This window comes from Pseudarthrobacter sp. As-47 (assembly GCF_058215595.1).
The window spans coordinates 409,584-427,477 of the sequence record NZ_CM177088.1; the positions used below are offsets into that span (position 1 = coordinate 409,584).

The window sequence follows — 17,894 nt, forward strand, 5'->3', positions numbered from 1 at the left end:
GACGTTCGCAATGGAATCGCTTACAGTTGTGACTTGTCTCACCGCCGGGGTTGGCACCTGACAGCCGAAATCTCCCAAGGTGGGCATTTCTTACACCGGGCAGTTGCCCAATTTCATGAAGGAGGCGCATCGGTGCGCACAGCTCTTACCAAGCCCTTGGCCCGCAAGGCCAGGCTTTCACTCACGACGGCGGCCGCCGTCTCCCTGATGCTTCTCGCCTCAGGCTGCTCCGGCGGACAGGCCCCGGCAGGCGGCGCATCAGGCGCTGCCTCCGAAAGTGCGGCAGCTGCCCCCCAAGCCGGAGAAGCAGCCTCCGGCGAGGCACCCGCACGCGGGGACGCCGACCTCGTCATCTGGGCCAACGGCCCCGTGGTCCAGGCACTGCAGCCCATCGCCGACAAGTTCGGCGAAGAGAACGGCATCACGGTGGAAGTCCAGACCGTTGCCACCGAACTGCAGACCAACTTCGTCACGGCCAACGCCTCAGGCAACGGCCCGGACATTGTCATGGGTGCCCACGACTGGATCGGGAACCTGGTCCAGAACGGCGCCATCGATCCCGTCCAGATCACCGCCGAGCAGAAGGCCGACCTCCTGCCCGTGGCCACGGACGCCGTGACCTACAACGGCCAGACCTACGGCATGCCCGCTTCCGTTGAATCCCTGGTCCTCATCCGCAACAAGGCCCTTGCCCCCGAGGCGCCCGCTTCCTTTGAAGACCTGCTGGCGGCCGGCAACGCGGCAGTGGCCGCCGGGACCGCCGAGCGGGCGCTGAACCTGCAGGTGGGCCCCAAGGGAGACGCCTACTTCATGCAGCCCCTCTACTCGTCCGCAGGAGGCTACCTCTTCGGCAAGAAGGCCGACGGCAGCTTCGACACCGCAGACCTCGGTGTTGGCAAGGAAGGCTCCATCGCGGCTGCCGGGAAGATCGCCGAGCTCGGCGAGAAGGGCTCCAAGGTCCTCAGCACGTCCGTCAGTGCCGACAACTCCATCGCCTTGTTCAACCAGGGCAAGACCGCCTTCATGGTGAACGGCCCATGGGCGCTCGGCGACGTGAAGAAAGCCGGGATTGACTACGGCCTGAGCGCCGTTCCGGGCTTCGCGGGCATGGAGCCCGCACAGCCCTTCACCGGCGTGCAGTCGTTCTACGTCGCGTCCAAGGGCAAGAACAAGTCCTTCGCCGAAACCTTCGTCCAGACCGCCGCATCGCAGAAGGAAACCCAGCGCGCGCTGTACGAGGCAGTCCGCATCCCGCCGGCGATCGCATCCCTGGTGGAAGAGGTGGCACAGACCGATCCTGACACCAAGATCGCCGCCGATGCCGCTGCTGCAGGCATCCCCATGCCTTCGCTGCCCCAGATGGCTGCCGTGTGGGCCCCGCTGGGCCAGGCGGAGGCGGCCATCGCCGGCGGCGCGGACCCCGCGGCCACCATGGAGCAGGCCGGCCAGACAATCGCCGGTGCACTGAAGTAACAAGCCGATGACCACCCGAACCAAGAACTCCTCGGGGAAGGCGGTGGGGCCCGGACTTTCGCTGGGCTCCACCGCGTCGGTCCCCGCCCTGCTGGCCAAGATCCTTGGGCTGGGGGCCGTGCTCGGCGCCGCCGTATCCCTGACGCCGCTGCTGCTTGCCGGCGGCGAATGGGCCCTGCTCATCGGACTGTGGGCCGGCGCGGCCGGGCTCCTGGCCGTCTATTCCACCAAGCGCCTGGTGCCGCTGAAGTACCTGCTGCCGGGCACCCTGCTCCTCACCGTCTTTGTCCTCCTGCCGATTCTTTCCACCGTGCAGCTGTCCTTCACCAACTCAGGCGACGGAACCCGCGGATCCAAGGAGGACGCGGTTTCCACCATTGTCCGGAACTCCGTGACCCAGCTTCCGGAGTCCAGGACCTTCAACCTGACAGTAGGTACCACGGGGTCCGTTGCGGACGGGCCCTTCACGTTCTTCCTGGTGGAGGCGCCGGCCAACGGCATCTTCGCCGGCGACGAGCAGGGCCTGCGCCCGCTGGCCGGGGAGGACGTGACGGTCGACGGCGGCTACGTCCGCGGTGCCGACGGCTACCAGATCCTCACGGGCAAGGAAGTCAACGCCGCAGGGCCGAAGATCAGCGGACTGACGGTCCCCACGGACAAGGGCGCGATCCGCGCCCAGGGCATCAACCGCGCCTTCGAAGGCGTCCAGACACTGACCTACGACGCCGGGACGGACAGCATCACCGATTCTGTGTCCGGGAAGGTCTTCACGGTCCAGCAGTTCGGCGACCGGGAGTACTTCGCGGACGCGAACGGCAGCAAGGGGTTCGACCAGAGCTGGGAACGGAATGTCGGCTTCGCCAACTACGTCCGGCTCTTCACCGACCCCCAGGTCCGTGAGGCCCTGCTCGGCTCCTTCGTGTGGACGCTCGTCTTCGCCGTTGGCTCGGTGGCCACCACCTTCGTCGTCGGGCTCCTGCTCGCCACCGCCCTTAACGACCCCCGCATCCGCGGACTCAAGCTTTACCGGGCCGTCATCATCGTTCCCTACGCCATCCCGGTGTTCATCTCCTTCATTGTCTGGCAAAGCTTCTACAACAAGGACTTCGGGCTCATCAACTCAATGCTCGGCGGAGCCAAGATCGACTGGCTGGGCGACCCGTTCCTTGCCAAGGTCGCCGTGCTGCTGACCAACCTCTGGGTGGGCTTCCCCTACATGTTCCTGATTGCCACCGGCGCGCTGCAGGCGCTGCCGCAGGACATCGCGGAGGCCGCCAAAATCGACGGCGCCAGCTCCTGGACCACCTTCACCAAGGTCCAGTTCCCGCTGCTGCTGGTGGCCGTGGCACCGCTTCTGGTGTCCTCGTTCGCGTTCAACTTCAACAACTTCAACGTCATCCAGCTGGTCACCGGCGGCGGTCCCTTCCCGGCCAGCGGCGGGCAGATCGGCGCCACGGACATCCTGATCAGCGGCGCCTACCGCATCGCGTTCGGCGGGGCCGGCGCCGAGTTCGGATTCGCGTCGGCAATTTCCGTAGTCCTGTTCATTGTCACGGCAGTGCTTGCAGGCATCCAGTTCCGCTACACCAAAGCCTTGGAGGATGTGCGATGACCAACCTGCTGACGGAAGCTCCGGCAGAAGAAGGCGCACCGGCGCGGCGGACGAACATGCTGGTCCGCAAGGACGGGCTCGAGCTGCCCCGCGGCAAGCGGTGGTGGCGGGAAGTGGGCTGGCGGCACATGGTGGGCCTGGCCGGCGTCGCTTTCGCAGGTTTCCCTGTCCTTTACATCATTTCCGCGGCGTTCAATCCGCTCGGAAGCGTGGCCACAACGGAACTGATTCCCACCACCTTCAGCCTGGTCAACTTCGAGACCCTGCTGGGCGGTTCCAAGGGCCCATTCGGAACCTGGTACCTGAACACCCTGGTCCTGTGCACTGCGGTTTCCGTGGCCCAGGTCCTGCTGAGCACGCTTGCGGCCTACGCCTTCTCCCGCTTCCGCTTCTACGGGCGGCGCGGCGGGCTGCTGGCGCTGCTCCTGGTCCAGATGTTCCCGCAGTTCCTGGCCGTCGTGGCACTCTTCCTGATGATCGCGAAATTCGGCGAGCTGGTTCCGGCCATCGGACTGAACACCCTGGCAGGCTATGCGCTGGTCCTGATGGGCGGGGCGCTGGGCCAGGTCTGGCTGATCAAGGGGTTCTTCGATTCCATTCCGCACGAGCTGGACGAGGCCGCCCGGATTGACGGGGCGGGACACTTCCGGACGTTCACCAGCGTGATCCTCCCGCTGATCAGGCCGGTGCTGGCCGTGACCGGGCTCCTGGCATTCGTGGCCGTCATCGGCGAGTACATCCTGGCGAGCATCTTCCTGACGGACAACGGCGTCAAGACGCTGGCGGTGGGCATGTTCGGCATCATCGCCGGGGACCGCAGCAACAACCTTGGCGTCTTCGCTGCCGGCTCGGTGATGATCGCGCTTCCCGTGCTCATCCTGTTCCTCTACCTGCAGAAGTTCATTGTGGGCGGGCTGACGGCCGGCTCCGTCAAGTAGGGGAGGGCACCCGGAATAGTCAGCTTGCTTATGACTTTTCTTCTTCCTAGGCTGGAAGCTGTCCGGCAAGCAAACTTTCGAGCGGGAGCCGGCGCCTTTGACCAGGTGCCGGCCCCCGCTTAGCCAGGAGGAAAAAATGTCAGAACACAGCATCGCAGGCAAGAAGGTCGCATTCCTGCTGACGGACGGCGTGGAGCAGGTTGAGCTCACCAGTCCCTGGCAGGCAGTGAAGGACGCCGGCGGCCAGCCCACTCTGGTGGCACCCAAGAGCGGCAAGCTGCAGGGTTATAACGGGACGGAAAAAGGCGACACCTTCGACGTCGACCTCACCGTCGCAGAGGCGGACGCCTCGGACTACGACGCCCTGGTCCTTCCCGGCGGCGTGGTCAATGCGGACCACCTTCGCGTGGACAAGGACGCCCAAGGCTTCACCCGGAGCTTCTTCGAGCAGCACAAGCCCGTGGCCTCCATCTGCCACGGACCATGGCTCCTCATCGAAGCCGGTGTGCTGGCAGGAAGGAACGTCACCTCCTACCACGCCCTGCAGACCGACCTGAAGAATGCGGGCGCCAACTGGACTGACGAAGAAGTGGTGGTGGACCAGGGACTGGTGACCAGCCGCACCCCGGACGACCTCCCTGCCTTCAACAGCAAGCTGGTGGAGGAAATCTCGGAAGGCCGGCACGCAGGCCAGACGGCGTAGCAGACGCGCCGGGCAGGCTGTCCGGCAGCACCGCCCCCAGGTGTTCCCCCAGGGTTTGGGAAAAGTTCCGGTGCCGGGGAATTAGTCCAACCGGTAGAGTGTTGGCATCTGCAGCGGCCACGTTCCGCGCACCCACTCATCGCACTCCCTGAGGGAACACCCATGTCTACCGAAGTCTCTCCGAACGCCAGCGGCCAGTCCGTCCACACCGAAGGAACCACACCCGCCGCGCCGGAGAAGATGTCCCGCGAGTCGGTGACCATCATCAGCACGCTGCTGGTGGCGACCTTCGTGGTGATCCTCAACGAGACCATCATGAACGTCGCCCTGCAGCGGCTCATGGTGGACCTGCAGGTGGACGCGCCCACGGTCCAGTGGCTGTCCACCGGCTTCATGCTCACCATGGCCGTGGTCATCCCCACCACCGGATTCATCCTGCAGAGCCTGTCCACCCGGGCCGTCTTTATGCTCGCCATGGGCCTTTTCGCCGGTGGAACGGCCCTTGCCGCCGTGGCGCCCGGGTTTGAGCTGCTCCTGCTGGCCCGCATCATCCAGGCGGGCGGCACCGCGATCATGCTGCCGCTCCTGATGACCACCATCCTCACCCTGGTCCCGCTGGCCAGGCGCGGCGCCGTGATGGGCAACGTCAGCATCGCCATCTCCGTCGCACCCGCCATGGGACCCACCGTCTCCGGGCTGATCCTCGAGCACTTCACCTGGCGCTTCATGTTCGTGTTCGTGCTCCCGGTCGCCCTCGCGGCACTGGCAATCGGCGCCAAGTACCTGACCAATATCGGCCAGGCTGAGAAGACCAGGCTCGACTTCCTTTCGGTCATCCTCACCGTCCCGGCCTTCGGCGGACTGGTCTATGGCCTCAGCCAGATCGGCGGCGGACACGGCGGCCAGGCCGGCCCCGGAACCACGGCCATCGCGGCCCTGGTGGTCGGCGTGGCAAGCCTCGCGGTCTTCGTCCTCCGGCAGGTGCGGCTGCAGAAGGCCGAAGCTCCGCTGCTGGACCTGCGCGCCTTCAACTTCAGGATGTTCACGGTCTCCGTGCTGCTGATGGTGGTGGCCATGATGGCGCTGTTCGGCGGTGTCATCCTGCTCCCGCTCTACCTGCAGGAGGTCCGCGGCCTGGGCTCCCTCGAAACCGGCCTCGCGCTGCTCCCGGGCGGCCTGGCCATGGGCCTGCTGGGTCCGGTCATCGGCCGGCTGTTCGACAAGGTGGGGCCGCTGCCGCTCACCGTCTCCGGGTCCGTCCTGATGGTCCTGTCCCTCTGGCAGTTTTCAATGCTCGACGCCGGCACGGCCGTGGCGTGGATCGTCACCCTGCACGTGGGGCTGAGTTTCGGCCTGGCGCTGCTGTTCACCCCGGCGTTCACCACCGGCCTGAACCCGCTTCCGCCGCACCTGTACTCCCACGGCTCGGCCATCATGAGCACCACCCAGCAGGTGGCCGGCGCCGCCGGCACCGCGCTGTTGGTGTCCATCTTTGCCGTGGTGTCCGCGGCGTCGGGACTCGTCGCGGGAATGAGCGCCGCCTTCCTGACGGCAACCGTGATCTCCTTGGCCGCCGTCGTCCTCTCCGCGATGATGCGCAAGACCCCAGGCGCTGGCCCGGCCCACTCCGCCCACTAGCCCAACTGGGTAGCAGCAGATGTCGGAATGAGCCGTCAAAACGACATCTGCTGCTACCCAGTTGGGGTCAGCCGGCGTAGAAGTCAGCGAGCTCCTTGATCAGCTTGTCCGGGGCCTTGATCACGCCGTCGTGGCCGTAGCCGGGAAGGATGGTGTAGCTGGAGCCCGAGAGGACATCGTGGATCTGGCCGCAGGCAATCCCGAAGTACGCCGGGCTCTTCTCGCCCACCACAATCAGGGTCTCCAGCGGCAGCGCCAGGAACGGTTCGGCCGGCATGTCCGCGGCGATGATTGCCTTGATCTCGCGGACCCCGGTGCGCATCATTTCCCGCTGCTGCTTGCCTTCTGAGGTGCCGGCGGTCAGCTTGTTGGCGAGGGTCAGCATGGAGAGTGGCATGCGGGACGAAAATGCGCCGCCGGCTTCAAGCCCGCGCTGCAGCACGGCCAGGGCGCGGTCATCGTCGCCGGCAGCGGCGGCGCGCTCGTATTCGGCCGTCCAGTCCGCCTTCACGCTGTGGTTTACGGAGACGGCGGGATCGTACACGGCCAGCCGCTCAACGGGCAGCGTCCGGGCCGCGTGCAGCGCAACGGCGCCGCCGAAGCTGTGGCCGAACACGTCCGTGCTGGACGTGTGTTTCATGACGGTATGCAGGTCGCGGATGTCCACGTCCAGCGTGTAATCCTCGGGCTGGGGCGACGACGAGCCGCGGCCCCGCCTGTTGAACGTGTGCACCGGACGGCCCAGGGCCGCGCTGAGCTTTTGCGCGAACTTGGTGTAATCCGCAGCGGTCACCATGGAGGGCGGCACAATAACAACGCCCGAACCGGCGGAAGCGAGTTCGGCACCCGTGGAGAAGAGCTCGAGCGTGCCGCCGTCGGGGGTCCTGATGTTCTCACGCGTCATGTTCCGAGCCTAGCTGAGCAACCTGATTGCAGGCACCATGGACGCTGCGCCCCAGGAAATCAGTGGCTGCGGCCCGCGGCGGCGGTCAGCCGAGGCGTTCGATGAGCGCCGCGCCCTGCTCCCGGATGGCAGGCAGTTCAGCGGCCAGGCCGCACAGGATGAGTCCTGCGTCCGCCGCCTGGAGCGGCGACTCGGAGGTTGCCATGCCGTCCGCGCGCAGGTTGATCAGCGATTCCACCAGACGGAACGCCAAATCTCCCGGGCTGGACTGCCACGTGCCGGCCGTGCCGGCAGGAGGCAGTCCGGCGCCCAGCTCCCGGTACAGATTGCGCAGTTCCTGACGGTCGGCCAGGAACCTGGCAAAGCGGCCGCTGCGCGCCTCAGGCAGGTGGTAGAGGATTCCGAGGTTCCAGCGGGCGCTGCACAGTTGCGTTCCGTCGTAAAGCGCGACGGCGTGAAGCCGGCCGGCTGCCTCCCCTTCGGCCCGCGGCAGGGCAGCCACCGCACGCGCAAACTCCAGCCCTGCCAGGACGGTGCCCTCCAGCAGGTGCTCGAGGATGTCGTCCTTGGTCTTGAAGTGGTGGTACAGGGACGACTGCCTGATCCCTACCGCCTCCGCAATGGACCGCGTGGACGTGGTGGCGAACCCCTGCGTGGTGAACAGCTCGGCGGCTGCATCGAGGATTTCGTCCCGTGCCGTGGCCCCTGGCCTGGAGGGTTGTTGGCTGCGAGGTCGTCCCGGTCCGGCTGAAGTCACCGCATCATTCTTGCATTGCCCCACCGCCGATGCGGAGCGGCCTACCGCGCCCGCATCAGCGGTGAGGGAACGGAAATACTGCCGAAACAAGATGTCTATCCGCCTTTTACAGGGGGGAAACTCCCCGGGGGCATCCCGCTGGAAAACTATCAAGTGACCGGTATTCCGCAGCTTTCGGCCGAGTGCTGCAGTACCGGCGGCCCCCGCCACGCATCCCAGCCCCCGGAGAATCTGATGACCTCAACCGTTCTTCCCACCGTCCATGAGGACGATGCGGACCTGACGTCCCTGGGCTACCAGCCCACCCTCCACCGCAAACTCGGCCGCTACGCCTCCTTCGCGGCCGGTTTTTCCTTCGTGTCCATCCTGACCACCATCTTCCAGCTGTTCGCGTTCGGCTACTCCTTTGCCGGTCCGGCCTTCTTCTGGACGTGGCCGGTGGTCCTGGTGGGCCAGCTGCTCGTGGCCCTGAACTTCGCGGAGCTCGCCGCCCGCTACCCGCTGTCAGGAGCGGTGTACCAGTGGGCGCGCCGGGTCGGCGGGGAAGGCGTGGGCTGGTTCGCAGGCTGGTTCATGGCCATCGCCCAGGTTGTCACCGCCGCAGCCGCAGCCATCGCCCTCCAGGTGGTGCTGCCCCAGCTGTGGGACGGCTTCCAGGTGGTGGGCGGCGATCCTGCTCTGAACACCGTCACGGGAGCCGCCAACGCAGTGATCCTCGGAGCCGTCCTCCTGGTGGCCACCACCATCATCAACTCGCTCGGGGTCAAGCTCATGGCCCATGTGAACTCGGTCGGCGTGACCTGCGAGATCGTGGGCGTCGTGGCCGTGATCCTTGCCCTCATCAGCGCCGCCCAGCGCGGACCGGACGTGGTGGCGGACACCACCGTGCTCCAGACATCCGACCTCGGCGCGGTGGGAGCCTTCCTGGTCTCGGGCCTGATGGCCGCCTACGTGATGGTGGGCTTCAATTCCGCCGGGGAGCTCTCGGAAGAAACCAAGGACCCCCGCCGCACCGCCCCGCGCACCATCCTTTCCGCCCTGCTCATCTCGGGCATCGGCGGGGCGCTCATGATCATCACGGCCCTGATGGCAGCGCCGAGCCTCGACGACGGCCGGCTCGCCACCGAGGGCCTGCCCTACGTCCTCACCGCAGTCCTGGGCACCTTCTGGGGCAAGGTCCTGCTGGTGGATGTCGCCATCGCCATCTTCGTCTGCACCCTCGCCATCCAGACCGCCGGCTCGCGCCTGGTGTTCTCCATGGCACGGGACGGCAAGCTCCCCGCGTCCGCCCTGCTGTCCACGGTCCACCCCACCCGGGGAACCCCCATGTGGCCGTCGATCATCATCGGCGCCCTGGCCGTGGGCGTCCTCGCCATCAACGTGGGCAACGCGGCACTGTTCACCACCCTCTGCAGCGTCTGCATCGTGATGGTCTACCTGGCCTACCTCCTGGTCACCGTGCCGCAGCTCATCAACCGCCTTCGCGGCGACTGGAACCGGGTGGGGCAGACCCTGCCCGCCGGCCTCTTCTCCCTGGGCCGCTGGGGACTCCCCGTCAACATCCTCGCCGTCCTCTACGGGGCCGTGATGGTGGTCAACCTCGCCTGGCCGCGGCCCGAGGTCTACGACCCTTCCGGTGAAAACGGGCTCCTCCTCTACTCGGCACCGCTGATGGTCACGGTGGTCCTGCTCCTGGGCATCTGGGTGCGGCGCCGGAACCTCGCGGCCAGCGCCTGAGCCCCTCCAGGACCAGCACATTTCAGAACCAACACGCTTCAGAACCAGCACGCTTCAGAACCAGCACAGGACAGACATGACACAAGTTACCGAAAGCCCGGCAACGGGGACCGCCACCACCGCAGGCGCCCGCGCCCACGCCAGGGAGCAGCACGGCAGGACCGCCGAAACCATGCGCTTCGTGCCCGCCTCCGCAGCCCCGGCACGCCTGACGGAAGGACTGCCGGACGGCGCAGCGGCGAAGCTCTCCTGGACGGAATCCCTGGCCTTTGGCCGCTACACCACGCTGAACCTGGCCCGCGGAACAAGGATCCGGCTCACCGATACCTCCGGTGACGCCTGCGTCCACACCCTCCTCTACCGCGCGGGAGCCCTTCACGAGTGCCTCAACGTGGCTGACACCGTCAAGGTCCCCTGGCAGGCGTACCCCGGCACGGGCCACCCGCTGCTCTCCGACGCCGGGCGCCTCATGGCCACCATCGTGGCGGATACCTCCTCCCGGCACGACGCCCTGACCGGCGCCACCACCCTGGAAGGAAACACGGCCCGGTACGGGGCCGGAACCGCCCACAGCACATCACCGGCAGCCCGCGAACTGCTCACCCTGGGCGCACTCAAGAGCGGGCTGGGACCCGCCGACGTGGCGCCGTCGTTGTCCTTCTTCAAGGGCATCAGCGTGGACCCTGCCGGCAGCATCACCTTCACCGGAAGTGCCAGCCCGGGAGCCGCCGTCGAACTCCTGCTCCAGATGGACGCAGTCCTGGTGCTGGCCAACACCGCGCACCCGCTGGACCCCCGCCCGGACTTCACCGGCACGGCAGTGGACATCGCCGCCTGGCACGCACCGCAGGACCTCGCGGCCCTTGCGGCGGGCACCCTCACCGGCGCGCTGCCCCCTGAACACCTGCAGGCACTGCAGAACACCGAACACGACCTGACCGCGAGGAATGCCCGATGAACACCGCCACCTACGCCGCCGACGCCCGTGAAGCAGCCTTGGCCGCCGGAGCCGTTGTCCTTGACGGATACGTCGAGGCACGCGGCCCCTGGTCCGCCGTCGTGGCCGCCGGAGACGTGCTGACCATCGTTGACCTGGAAGGCAACCAGGCAGTGGACTGCCTGCTGTACGCCGCCCGGGACACCACCGTGCGCTACTCGGCAGCCGTCACCATCGCCCGGCAGCAGTCGATCGTCCTCACCACGGGGTCGGTCCTGCGGGCTGAAACCGGCGCGCCGCTCATGACCGTGGTGGCCGACGAAGTGGGCGTGCACGACACTATCGGCGGCGCCTGCTCGCAGGAGTCCAACACCCTCCGCTACGGCCAGCACACCCGGGAACAGCACGCCTGCGTGGAGAACTTCCTGATCGAGGGCTCACGCTGGGGCCTCGGGAAACGGGACCTGGTGTCCAACATCAACTGGTTCATGAACGTGCCCGTGGACCCGGACGGCGCCTTGGGCATTGTGGACGGCCTTTCCGCTCCCGGGAAGCGCGTGGCACTCCGGGCAGAGGTGGACACCCTGGTGCTGGTGTCCAACTGCCCGCAGATCAACAACCCGTGCAACGGCTTCAACCCCACCCCTGTCCGCATGATCGTCACCCGGCCGGAGGCTGCACTGTGAATACGTCCATGACCCAGAACCGTTTCGACACCCTCCTGGTGGCCAACCGCGGCGAAATCGCCTGCCGCATCATCGAATCCGCCCGGAAGCTGGGGCTGCGGACCGTCGCCGTCTTCTCCGAGGCGGACAGGGGAGCAAAGCACGTCCGGCTGGCCGACGAAGCCGTGCTCCTGGGGCCGGCCCCGGCGAAGGAGTCCTACCTCCGCGTGGACGCCCTGCTGGACGCGGCCCGGTCCACCGGGGCCGGCGCCATCCACCCCGGCTACGGCTTCCTCTCCGAGGACGCCGCGTTCGGCGAAGCCGTTGAGGCCGCCGGCCTGGTGTTTGTGGGACCCACCGCTGAACAGCTGCGCATCTTCGGCACCAAGCACACCGCGCGCGATGCCGCCAAAGCCGCGGGGGTGCCCATGATTGCCGGATCCGGCCTGCTGGCGGACGTGGACCAGGCTGTTGCCGCGGGCGCCGCCATCGGTTTCCCGCTGATGCTCAAGGCCACCGGCGGCGGCGGGGGCATCGGCATGACGGTGTGCCGCGACGAGGCCGAACTTGCGGAAAGCTTCCCGCGCGTGGCCCGCCTGGCCGGGGCGAGCTTCGGCACCGCCGGTGTGTTCGCCGAGCGGTACGTCGAAAACGCCCGGCACATCGAGGTGCAGGTCTTTGGCGACGGCGCCGGCCGGGTGGTCAGCCTGGGCGACCGGGACTGCTCACTCCAGCGCCGCCACCAGAAGGTACTCGAGGAGGCACCCGCGCCGGACCTGCCGGACGGACTGCGTGAAGAACTGCACCGCAGCTCCCGCGCACTGTGTGCCTCCCTTAACTACCGTTCCGCCGGTACCGTCGAGTTCGTCTACGACTCCGCCCGCCGCGAGGCGTCCTTCCTTGAGGTCAACGCCCGCCTCCAGGTGGAGCACCCCGTCACCGAGGCGGTCACCGGCGTGGACCTGGTGGAATGGATGCTCCGCCTGGCCCAGGGCGGCAGTGAAGCGGAATCGGTCCTGGCGGACCGGCCGGACAGCCTGCCCGTGTCCGGACATGCCGTTGAGGCGCGCGTTTACGCCGAGGATCCGGCCCGCGGTTTCCAGCCCAGCGCCGGCACCGTAACCAACGCCGCCTACCCCGCCGGGGATGTCCGCGTGGACGCCTGGGCCGAAACCGGCACCGAGGTTTCCACCAACTACGATCCCCTCCTGGGCAAGGTCATCACGTCCGGCCGGGACCGGACCGAGGCCTTCGACCGGCTGGCCGCCGCGCTCGCCGGCACCCGGATCGACGGGATCGAGACCAACCTCGGCATGCTCCGCGCGGCCACCGGCCTGGACGTGGTCCGCGCGGTGCAGCACTCCACCAGCACGCTGGACAACGTGGGCGACCCCGAACCCCGGATCACCGTGGGCAGGCCGGGCCTGCAGACCAGCGTCCAGGACTGGCCCGGACGCACCGGCCTGTGGCAGATCGGCGTGCCGCCGAGCGGCCCCATGGACGACCTGTCCTTCAGGCTCGGAAACACCGCGCTGGGCAACCCCGAAGGAGCGCCCGGCCTGGAATTCACCATGACCGGCCCCTCCCTGGCCTTCACGCACCCCACCACGGTCTGCGTCACCGGTGCCGAGGTGACCGTCACCGTGGACGGACAAGAGGTGCCCGCGTGGACTCCAGTAACCGTCCCGGCGGGCGGAACGCTCGACGCCGGCACGGCCTCCGGCGCCGGGCTCAGGGGATACATCCTGTTCCAGGGCGGCCTGGACATCCCGCAGTACCTGGGCAGCGCCTCCACCTTCACCCTGGGCCAGTTCGGCGGGCACGCGGGGCGGGTCCTGCGCGCCGGCGACGTCCTCCGCGCAGCAGCGCCTGCCGGTGGCAGCAGCGGCAACCTTGCGGCGGCGGCAGTCCCCGTGGACAGCCGGCCCGCCCTGGCCTCAACCTGGGAGCTGGCCGTGACGGAGGGGCCGCACGGTGCCCCCGAGTTCTTCCGGCGCGAGGATATCGACGAGCTCTACGCGTCCGAGTACGAGGTCCACTTCAACTCCGCCCGCACCGGTGTGCGGCTTATCGGCCCCAAGCCGCGCTGGGCCCGCACCGACGGCGGCGAGGCTGGACTGCACCCGTCCAACATCCACGACACCGCCTATTCGGTTGGCGCGCTGGACTTCACCGGTGACACGCCCATCCTGCTCGGGCCGGACGGTCCCAGCCTTGGCGGGTTCGTCTGCCCGGTCACCGTGGTGACGGCCGAGCGCTGGAAACTGGGCCAGCTGCGGCCCGGCGACAAAGTCCGGTTTGTTCCCGTCAGTGTCAGCCAGGCGCCGTCGGCCAGTGACCTTGGCCCGGGACGCCAGCTGGTCCTGCCCGGCGACGCCGGGTGGTCCGGCACTTTCCCGCCAAGCCTTCCAGCGGCTGCACCGGCTGGCGGCCGTCCCGAACGTACGGTAGGCGGTGACGGCGACGACGGCGTGCTGGGCCGGGTGCCGGAAGGTCCCGGAAGGCCTGCGGTCACCTACCGGCGTTCCGGTGACGACAACCTGCTGGTGGAATACGGGGAGATGGTCCTGGACCTCGGCCTCCGTGCCAGGGTGCACGCCCTGCACCAGCACATTGAGCAGCTCCGCGTGCCCGGGATCGTGGACCTGACCCCGGGAATCCGCTCCCTGCAGATCAAGGTGGACCCGTCGGTCCTCGCCACGAAGAAACTGCTGGGACTCGTCCGGGAGATCGAGGCAGCCCTGCCGGCGAGCTCGGAGCTCGTGGTTCCGAGCCGCACCGTCCGCCTGCCGCTGTCCTGGGACGACCCCGCCACCCGGGACGCGATTGAACGCTACATGGCCGGCGTCCGGGACGACGCCCCATGGTGCCCCTGGAACATCGAGTTCATCCGCCGGATCAACGGCCTGGATTCGGTCAACGACGTGTTCGACACCGTCTTCAACGCCGAATACCTGGTCCTCGGGCTGGGTGACGTGTACCTTGGCGCCCCCGTCGCAACCCCGCTGGATCCGCGCCACCGCCTGGTCACCACCAAGTACAACCCCGCCCGCACCTGGACACCCGAGAACGCGGTGGGCATCGGCGGCGCGTACATGTGCATTTACGGCATGGAGGGCCCGGGCGGCTACCAGTTCGTTGGCCGTACCACGCAGGTCTGGTCGCGCTACGCGGACTCCGCCCCCTTCGAGCCGGGTTCGCCGTGGCTGCTGCGCTTCTTCGACCGCATCTCCTGGTACCCGGTCAGCCCGGAGGAACTCCTGGACCTGCGGGCGGACATGGCCGCCGGGAGGGGCCGCGGCGTCGGGATCGAGGACGGCACCTTCTCGCTGGCCGAGCACGAAGTGTTCCTCGAGGAAAACCGCGAATCGATCACCGCCTTCCGGGAAAAGCAGGGTGCGGCGTTCGCGGTGGAACGGCAGGCCTGGGCAGACGCCGGCGAGTTTGACCGCGCGGAGGCTCTTGCCGCCGTCGTGTCGCCGGTTGTGGACGACGTGGCGGTCCCGGACGGCGGATCCCTGGTGGCCGCACCGTTCGCGGCGAGCGTCTGGAAGGTCGACGTGAAGGCCGGGGACAGGGTGGTGCAGGGCCAGCCGCTGGTGTCCCTCGAAGCGATGAAGATGGAAACCGTGCTCGAAGCACCCTGCGACGGCATGGTGCTCCGGGTCCTGCCGGCCGCGGGTTCGCAGGTAGTTGCGGGGGAGGCCGTGGTGGTGCTCGGCGCCTGGGACGCGGAAACACAGGACGTGGAAGCCCCCGAACTGGAAGAGGCAGCAGTATGACCGGCACAACCTCAGGTAAGGCCGCCGCACGGGTCCGGGCCGCGCTCGCCGCAGTGGATGCGGTGGACCGGCCGGAAATCTGGATCACCCTCCGCGGGGCGGATGAGCTGCTCAGCGAAGCCGCTGCCATCGACACCGCCGTTGCCGGGGGTGCGGATCTGCCCCTCGCCGGGCTCCTGCTCGCGGTCAAGAACAACGTTGACGTGGCAGGCATCCCCACCACGGCGGCGTGCCCCGGCTTTGCGTACACGCCGGAACAGGACGCCGAAGCCGTGGCCCGACTCCGTGCCGCCGGAGCCCTGGTGCTGGGCGCCACGAACCTTGACCAGTTCGCCACCGGCCTGGTGGGCACGCGGAGCCCGCACGGCGCGGTCCGCGATTCCCGCCGCCCGGACTTCATCTCCGGGGGCTCCAGCTCCGGCTCCGCGGTTGCCGTGGCCCTGGGCCTGGTGGACATCGCCATCGGCACGGACACCGCCGGCTCGGGCCGTGTGCCCGCCGGGCTGCAGGGAATCGTGGGCATCAAACCCACGCTGGATGTCGTGTCCACGGCCGGCGTGGTGCCGGCCTGCCGGTCCTGGGACGCCGTCACCATCTTCGCCCGCCACCTTTCCACCGCAGAGCTTGCCATGGGCGTCATGGCCGGGGGATCGCGGGCCTGGCCGGCCGGCATCCGCTTGGCCGCACCGGAGAAGCCGCGGGTAGCGTACCCGGCAACCCTGCCGGCGCTGCCTGAATCCTGGGCTGCGGAGTTCCACCGGAACATCGGCCGCCTGCAGGAGCTGGGCGTGGAAGCGGAAGCCATCGACTTCGATGCCTTCCTCGACGCTGCCCGGCTGCTGTACGACGGCGGCCTGGTGGCCGAACGCTACGCCGCCGTCGGCGAATTCATTGAAAAGGCCGACGGCGGCGCCGGCACCCGGGCGGGCCTCGACCCCACGGTGGAGGGCATCATCCGGGCAGCGGGCAGGGTGCCTGCCCACCGGTACGTGTCTGATGCGGCCAGGCTGGAGGCCCTGAAGGACACGGCGATGGCGCAGCTGGAAGGGTTTGATGCGCTGCTGATCCCCACCGCCCCGTTCCACCCCACCCTTGCCGAGGTGGCCGCGGACCCGGTCGGAGTGAACTCACTGATGGGGACCTACACCAACTTCTGCAACCTGTTCGACCTGTGCGCGGTGGCGGTGCCCGCCGGGGAAGTGGAGGGTGCCCAGTTCGGCCTGACCGTGGTGGGCCGGACCTTCGACGACGCCGTCGCCGCCGATATTGCGCGCCGGCTCGAATCTACCCCGGACGTTCCGGCGCTCTTTGCCGGCGGCGCGGCACCGGCAGCGGCGGATGAAGCCGCCCACCCGCCGTCGTCCGCTCCCTGGCCGCTGGCCGCAGGCGCTGACGCTGTGCCGCTCGTTGTGGTGGGCGCGCACCGCAAGGGGCAGCCGCTGGCGCCCCAGCTCGAGGAACTGGGCGCCGCCTGGGACGGCCTGGTGCGGACAGCGGCGCGCTACCGCATGGTGTCCCTCGACACCGTGCCGCCCAAGCCGGGGGTATACCGCTCGGACCGCGGCGGCGCGGAGCTGGTGGGTGAACGGTGGCTGGTGTCCCCGGCGGGACTCGGCGCGTTCCTGGCTGCCCTGCCCGAACCCATGCTGCTCGGATCCATCGAACTCGCGGACGGGTCATCCGCCGTCGGCTTCGCGTGCGATGCGGTGGCCGCCGCCGGCGGGGAGGACATCACATCCTGGGGTGACTGGCTGGCAGACCGCAGCGGGGAGCGCCACCCCAGGAGCGTCTGGCAGAACCTGGGGGATGCGGCCCTGGCCGGATTCAGCCGTGGCCGTGACTAGCCCTTAAAGTACTCCGAGATGTCCGCCACCAGTTCATTCACGGCTGCGGGGATGGAGCCGTGGAAACCCTTGGGGGAGAGCTCGAACGTGCTGCCGGGAACGGCGCCGTGCAGCCGCTCCGCCGTGGCCTTGTAGTAGCTGGGGCTCTTGCCGCCGGCCATGAAGTGGGTGTTGGCGGGCAGCACGCTGAAGTCCCTGGCGTGGTCCGCCTCCTTGTACGCGGCACGCAGCTCGCCGACGCCGCTGGGCATGACCTCGCGGAACATCCTGTTGACCTTGGTCCGGGACAGCAGGGCCATGAGTCCGGCAAGGACCGGCTCAGGGATCCGCGCCATCGGCGAACCCGGGCTCGTGGCACGCTTCATGTGGGCCAGGGCGTGCCCCACCCGGCCGTTGTTGACGGCGTCCTCGAATCCGGACAGCCAGGAGGTGTCGATGCTGCCGTCAATGTTCACGGCGGCGTCGTATACCGCGAGCTTGTCCGGCACGTAGGCGGTCCCGGTGAACTCCTGGACGGCGTTCAGGGCCACGGACCCGCCCAGGCTGTGGCCCAGGATGTTCCGTGCACCTGTGGCGTCCAGGACGGTGCGCACGTCTGCGATCTCGGTTGCCATGGAGTAGTCGGCCGGCTGCCCGGACGAGCTGCCGCGGCCCCGGCGGTCGTAGACGTCCACGGCCCAGCCTTCGCCCAGGCCCTTTGCCAGCGCCACGGAAAACGGCCGGTAGATCAGGGCAGTCAGGAAGGCCCCGCCGATCAGCAGCACACGGCGTTCTCCCGGCGCATCCTCGGTGCCGTAGCTGTACAAAGCCAGCCGGCCGCCGTCGTGCGTTGGAAGTACCTGTTCTTTCACCACCCCATCCTAGGCAGGACAGCGAAGGTACCCGGGGCACGCCCGGGGCCGGG

Annotated in this window: 13 protein-coding genes; 10 read left to right on the plus strand and 3 right to left on the minus strand. The window is 68.3% G+C overall.

Going from position 1 to position 17,894, the window contains the following annotated elements:
- Nucleotides 1-132: 132 nt before the first annotated feature.
- From AC4BCK_RS01945 to AC4BCK_RS01965, 5 genes are all read left to right on the plus strand, one after another.
- Nucleotides 133-1,473: a sugar ABC transporter substrate-binding protein gene (locus AC4BCK_RS01945; RefSeq protein WP_400598565.1), complete on the plus strand. Its 1,341-nt coding sequence runs from the start codon at nucleotides 133-135 to the stop codon at nucleotides 1,471-1,473.
- Between the two features lie 7 nt (nucleotides 1,474-1,480).
- A complete protein-coding gene (locus AC4BCK_RS01950) occupies nucleotides 1,481-3,085 on the plus strand; it encodes an ABC transporter permease subunit (protein ID WP_364318961.1) in 1,605 nt (534 codons plus the stop codon).
- A complete protein-coding gene (locus AC4BCK_RS01955; protein WP_229675269.1) occupies nucleotides 3,082-4,023 on the plus strand; it encodes a sugar ABC transporter permease in 942 nt (313 codons plus the stop codon). The genes AC4BCK_RS01950 and AC4BCK_RS01955 overlap by 4 nt, the downstream gene beginning before the upstream one ends.
- Before the next feature lie 136 nt (nucleotides 4,024-4,159).
- Nucleotides 4,160-4,726, plus strand: a complete 567-nt coding sequence (locus AC4BCK_RS01960) for a type 1 glutamine amidotransferase domain-containing protein (protein ID WP_490566521.1) — start codon at nucleotides 4,160-4,162, stop codon at nucleotides 4,724-4,726.
- Between the two features lie 162 nt (nucleotides 4,727-4,888).
- Nucleotides 4,889-6,364, plus strand: coding sequence for a DHA2 family efflux MFS transporter permease subunit (locus AC4BCK_RS01965; RefSeq protein WP_490566522.1), 1,476 nt, complete (start codon nucleotides 4,889-4,891; stop codon nucleotides 6,362-6,364).
- Between the two features lie 67 nt (nucleotides 6,365-6,431).
- Here the strand turns inward: AC4BCK_RS01965 and AC4BCK_RS01970 are convergent, their stop codons facing one another.
- Together AC4BCK_RS01970 and AC4BCK_RS01975 are read right to left on the minus strand one after the other, a co-directional pair.
- Nucleotides 6,432-7,268, minus strand: coding sequence for an alpha/beta fold hydrolase (locus AC4BCK_RS01970; protein WP_104185690.1), 837 nt, complete (start codon nucleotides 7,266-7,268; stop codon nucleotides 6,432-6,434).
- An 85-nt stretch (nucleotides 7,269-7,353) separates the two neighbouring features.
- Nucleotides 7,354-8,025, minus strand: a complete 672-nt coding sequence (locus AC4BCK_RS01975; RefSeq protein WP_363956159.1) for a TetR/AcrR family transcriptional regulator — start codon at nucleotides 8,023-8,025, stop codon at nucleotides 7,354-7,356.
- Between the two features lie 234 nt (nucleotides 8,026-8,259).
- Between AC4BCK_RS01975 and AC4BCK_RS01980 the strand changes: the two genes are divergently transcribed.
- The 5 genes from AC4BCK_RS01980 to atzF all read left to right on the plus strand — a co-directional run bounded on the left by AC4BCK_RS01980 (nucleotide 8,260) and on the right by atzF (nucleotide 16,990).
- Nucleotides 8,260-9,762 (plus strand): amino acid permease, encoded by a 1,503-nt coding sequence (locus AC4BCK_RS01980; RefSeq protein WP_471899922.1) that lies wholly within the window; start codon nucleotides 8,260-8,262, stop codon nucleotides 9,760-9,762.
- Nucleotides 9,763-9,838: 76 nt separating this feature from the next.
- A complete protein-coding gene (locus tag AC4BCK_RS01985; protein ID WP_490566523.1) occupies nucleotides 9,839-10,720 on the plus strand; it encodes an urea amidolyase associated protein UAAP1 in 882 nt (293 codons plus the stop codon).
- Nucleotides 10,717-11,385: an urea amidolyase associated protein UAAP2 gene (locus tag AC4BCK_RS01990; protein ID WP_174178283.1), complete on the plus strand. Its 669-nt coding sequence runs from the start codon at nucleotides 10,717-10,719 to the stop codon at nucleotides 11,383-11,385. Before AC4BCK_RS01985 ends, AC4BCK_RS01990 begins: the two co-directional genes overlap by 4 nt.
- Before the next feature lie 8 nt (nucleotides 11,386-11,393).
- Nucleotides 11,394-15,146, plus strand: coding sequence for an urea carboxylase (gene uca / locus AC4BCK_RS01995; protein WP_490566524.1), 3,753 nt, complete (start codon nucleotides 11,394-11,396; stop codon nucleotides 15,144-15,146).
- Nucleotides 15,143-16,990 (plus strand): allophanate hydrolase, encoded by a 1,848-nt coding sequence (atzF, locus tag AC4BCK_RS02000; protein ID WP_366277993.1) that lies wholly within the window; start codon nucleotides 15,143-15,145, stop codon nucleotides 16,988-16,990. Before uca ends, atzF begins: the two co-directional genes overlap by 4 nt.
- On the opposite strand, the gene AC4BCK_RS02005 is transcribed toward atzF, so the two are convergent.
- Nucleotides 16,987-17,841, minus strand: a complete 855-nt coding sequence (locus AC4BCK_RS02005; RefSeq protein WP_174178289.1) for an alpha/beta fold hydrolase — start codon at nucleotides 17,839-17,841, stop codon at nucleotides 16,987-16,989. The two genes, atzF and AC4BCK_RS02005, sit on opposite strands and share 4 nt — an antisense overlap.
- Nucleotides 17,842-17,894 lie beyond the last annotated feature (53 nt).

Coding starts and splice junctions, on each gene's coding strand:
- AC4BCK_RS01950 (WP_364318961.1), top strand. CDS start 1,481: ATGACCACCCGAACCAAGAACTCCTCGGGGAAGGCGGTGGGGCCCGGA.
- AC4BCK_RS01955 (WP_229675269.1), top strand. CDS start 3,082: ATGACCAACCTGCTGACGGAAGCTCCGGCAGAAGAAGGCGCACCGGCG.
- AC4BCK_RS01960 (WP_490566521.1), top strand. CDS start 4,160: ATGTCAGAACACAGCATCGCAGGCAAGAAGGTCGCATTCCTGCTGACG.
- AC4BCK_RS01965 (WP_490566522.1), top strand. CDS start 4,889: ATGTCTACCGAAGTCTCTCCGAACGCCAGCGGCCAGTCCGTCCACACC.
- AC4BCK_RS01970 (WP_104185690.1), bottom strand. CDS start 7,268: ATGACGCGTGAGAACATCAGGACCCCCGACGGCGGCACGCTCGAGCTC.
- AC4BCK_RS01980 (WP_471899922.1), top strand. CDS start 8,260: ATGACCTCAACCGTTCTTCCCACCGTCCATGAGGACGATGCGGACCTG.
- AC4BCK_RS01985 (WP_490566523.1), top strand. CDS start 9,839: ATGACACAAGTTACCGAAAGCCCGGCAACGGGGACCGCCACCACCGCA.
- AC4BCK_RS01990 (WP_174178283.1), top strand. CDS start 10,717: ATGAACACCGCCACCTACGCCGCCGACGCCCGTGAAGCAGCCTTGGCC.
- uca (WP_490566524.1), top strand. CDS start 11,394: ATGACCCAGAACCGTTTCGACACCCTCCTGGTGGCCAACCGCGGCGAA.
- atzF (WP_366277993.1), top strand. CDS start 15,143: ATGACCGGCACAACCTCAGGTAAGGCCGCCGCACGGGTCCGGGCCGCG.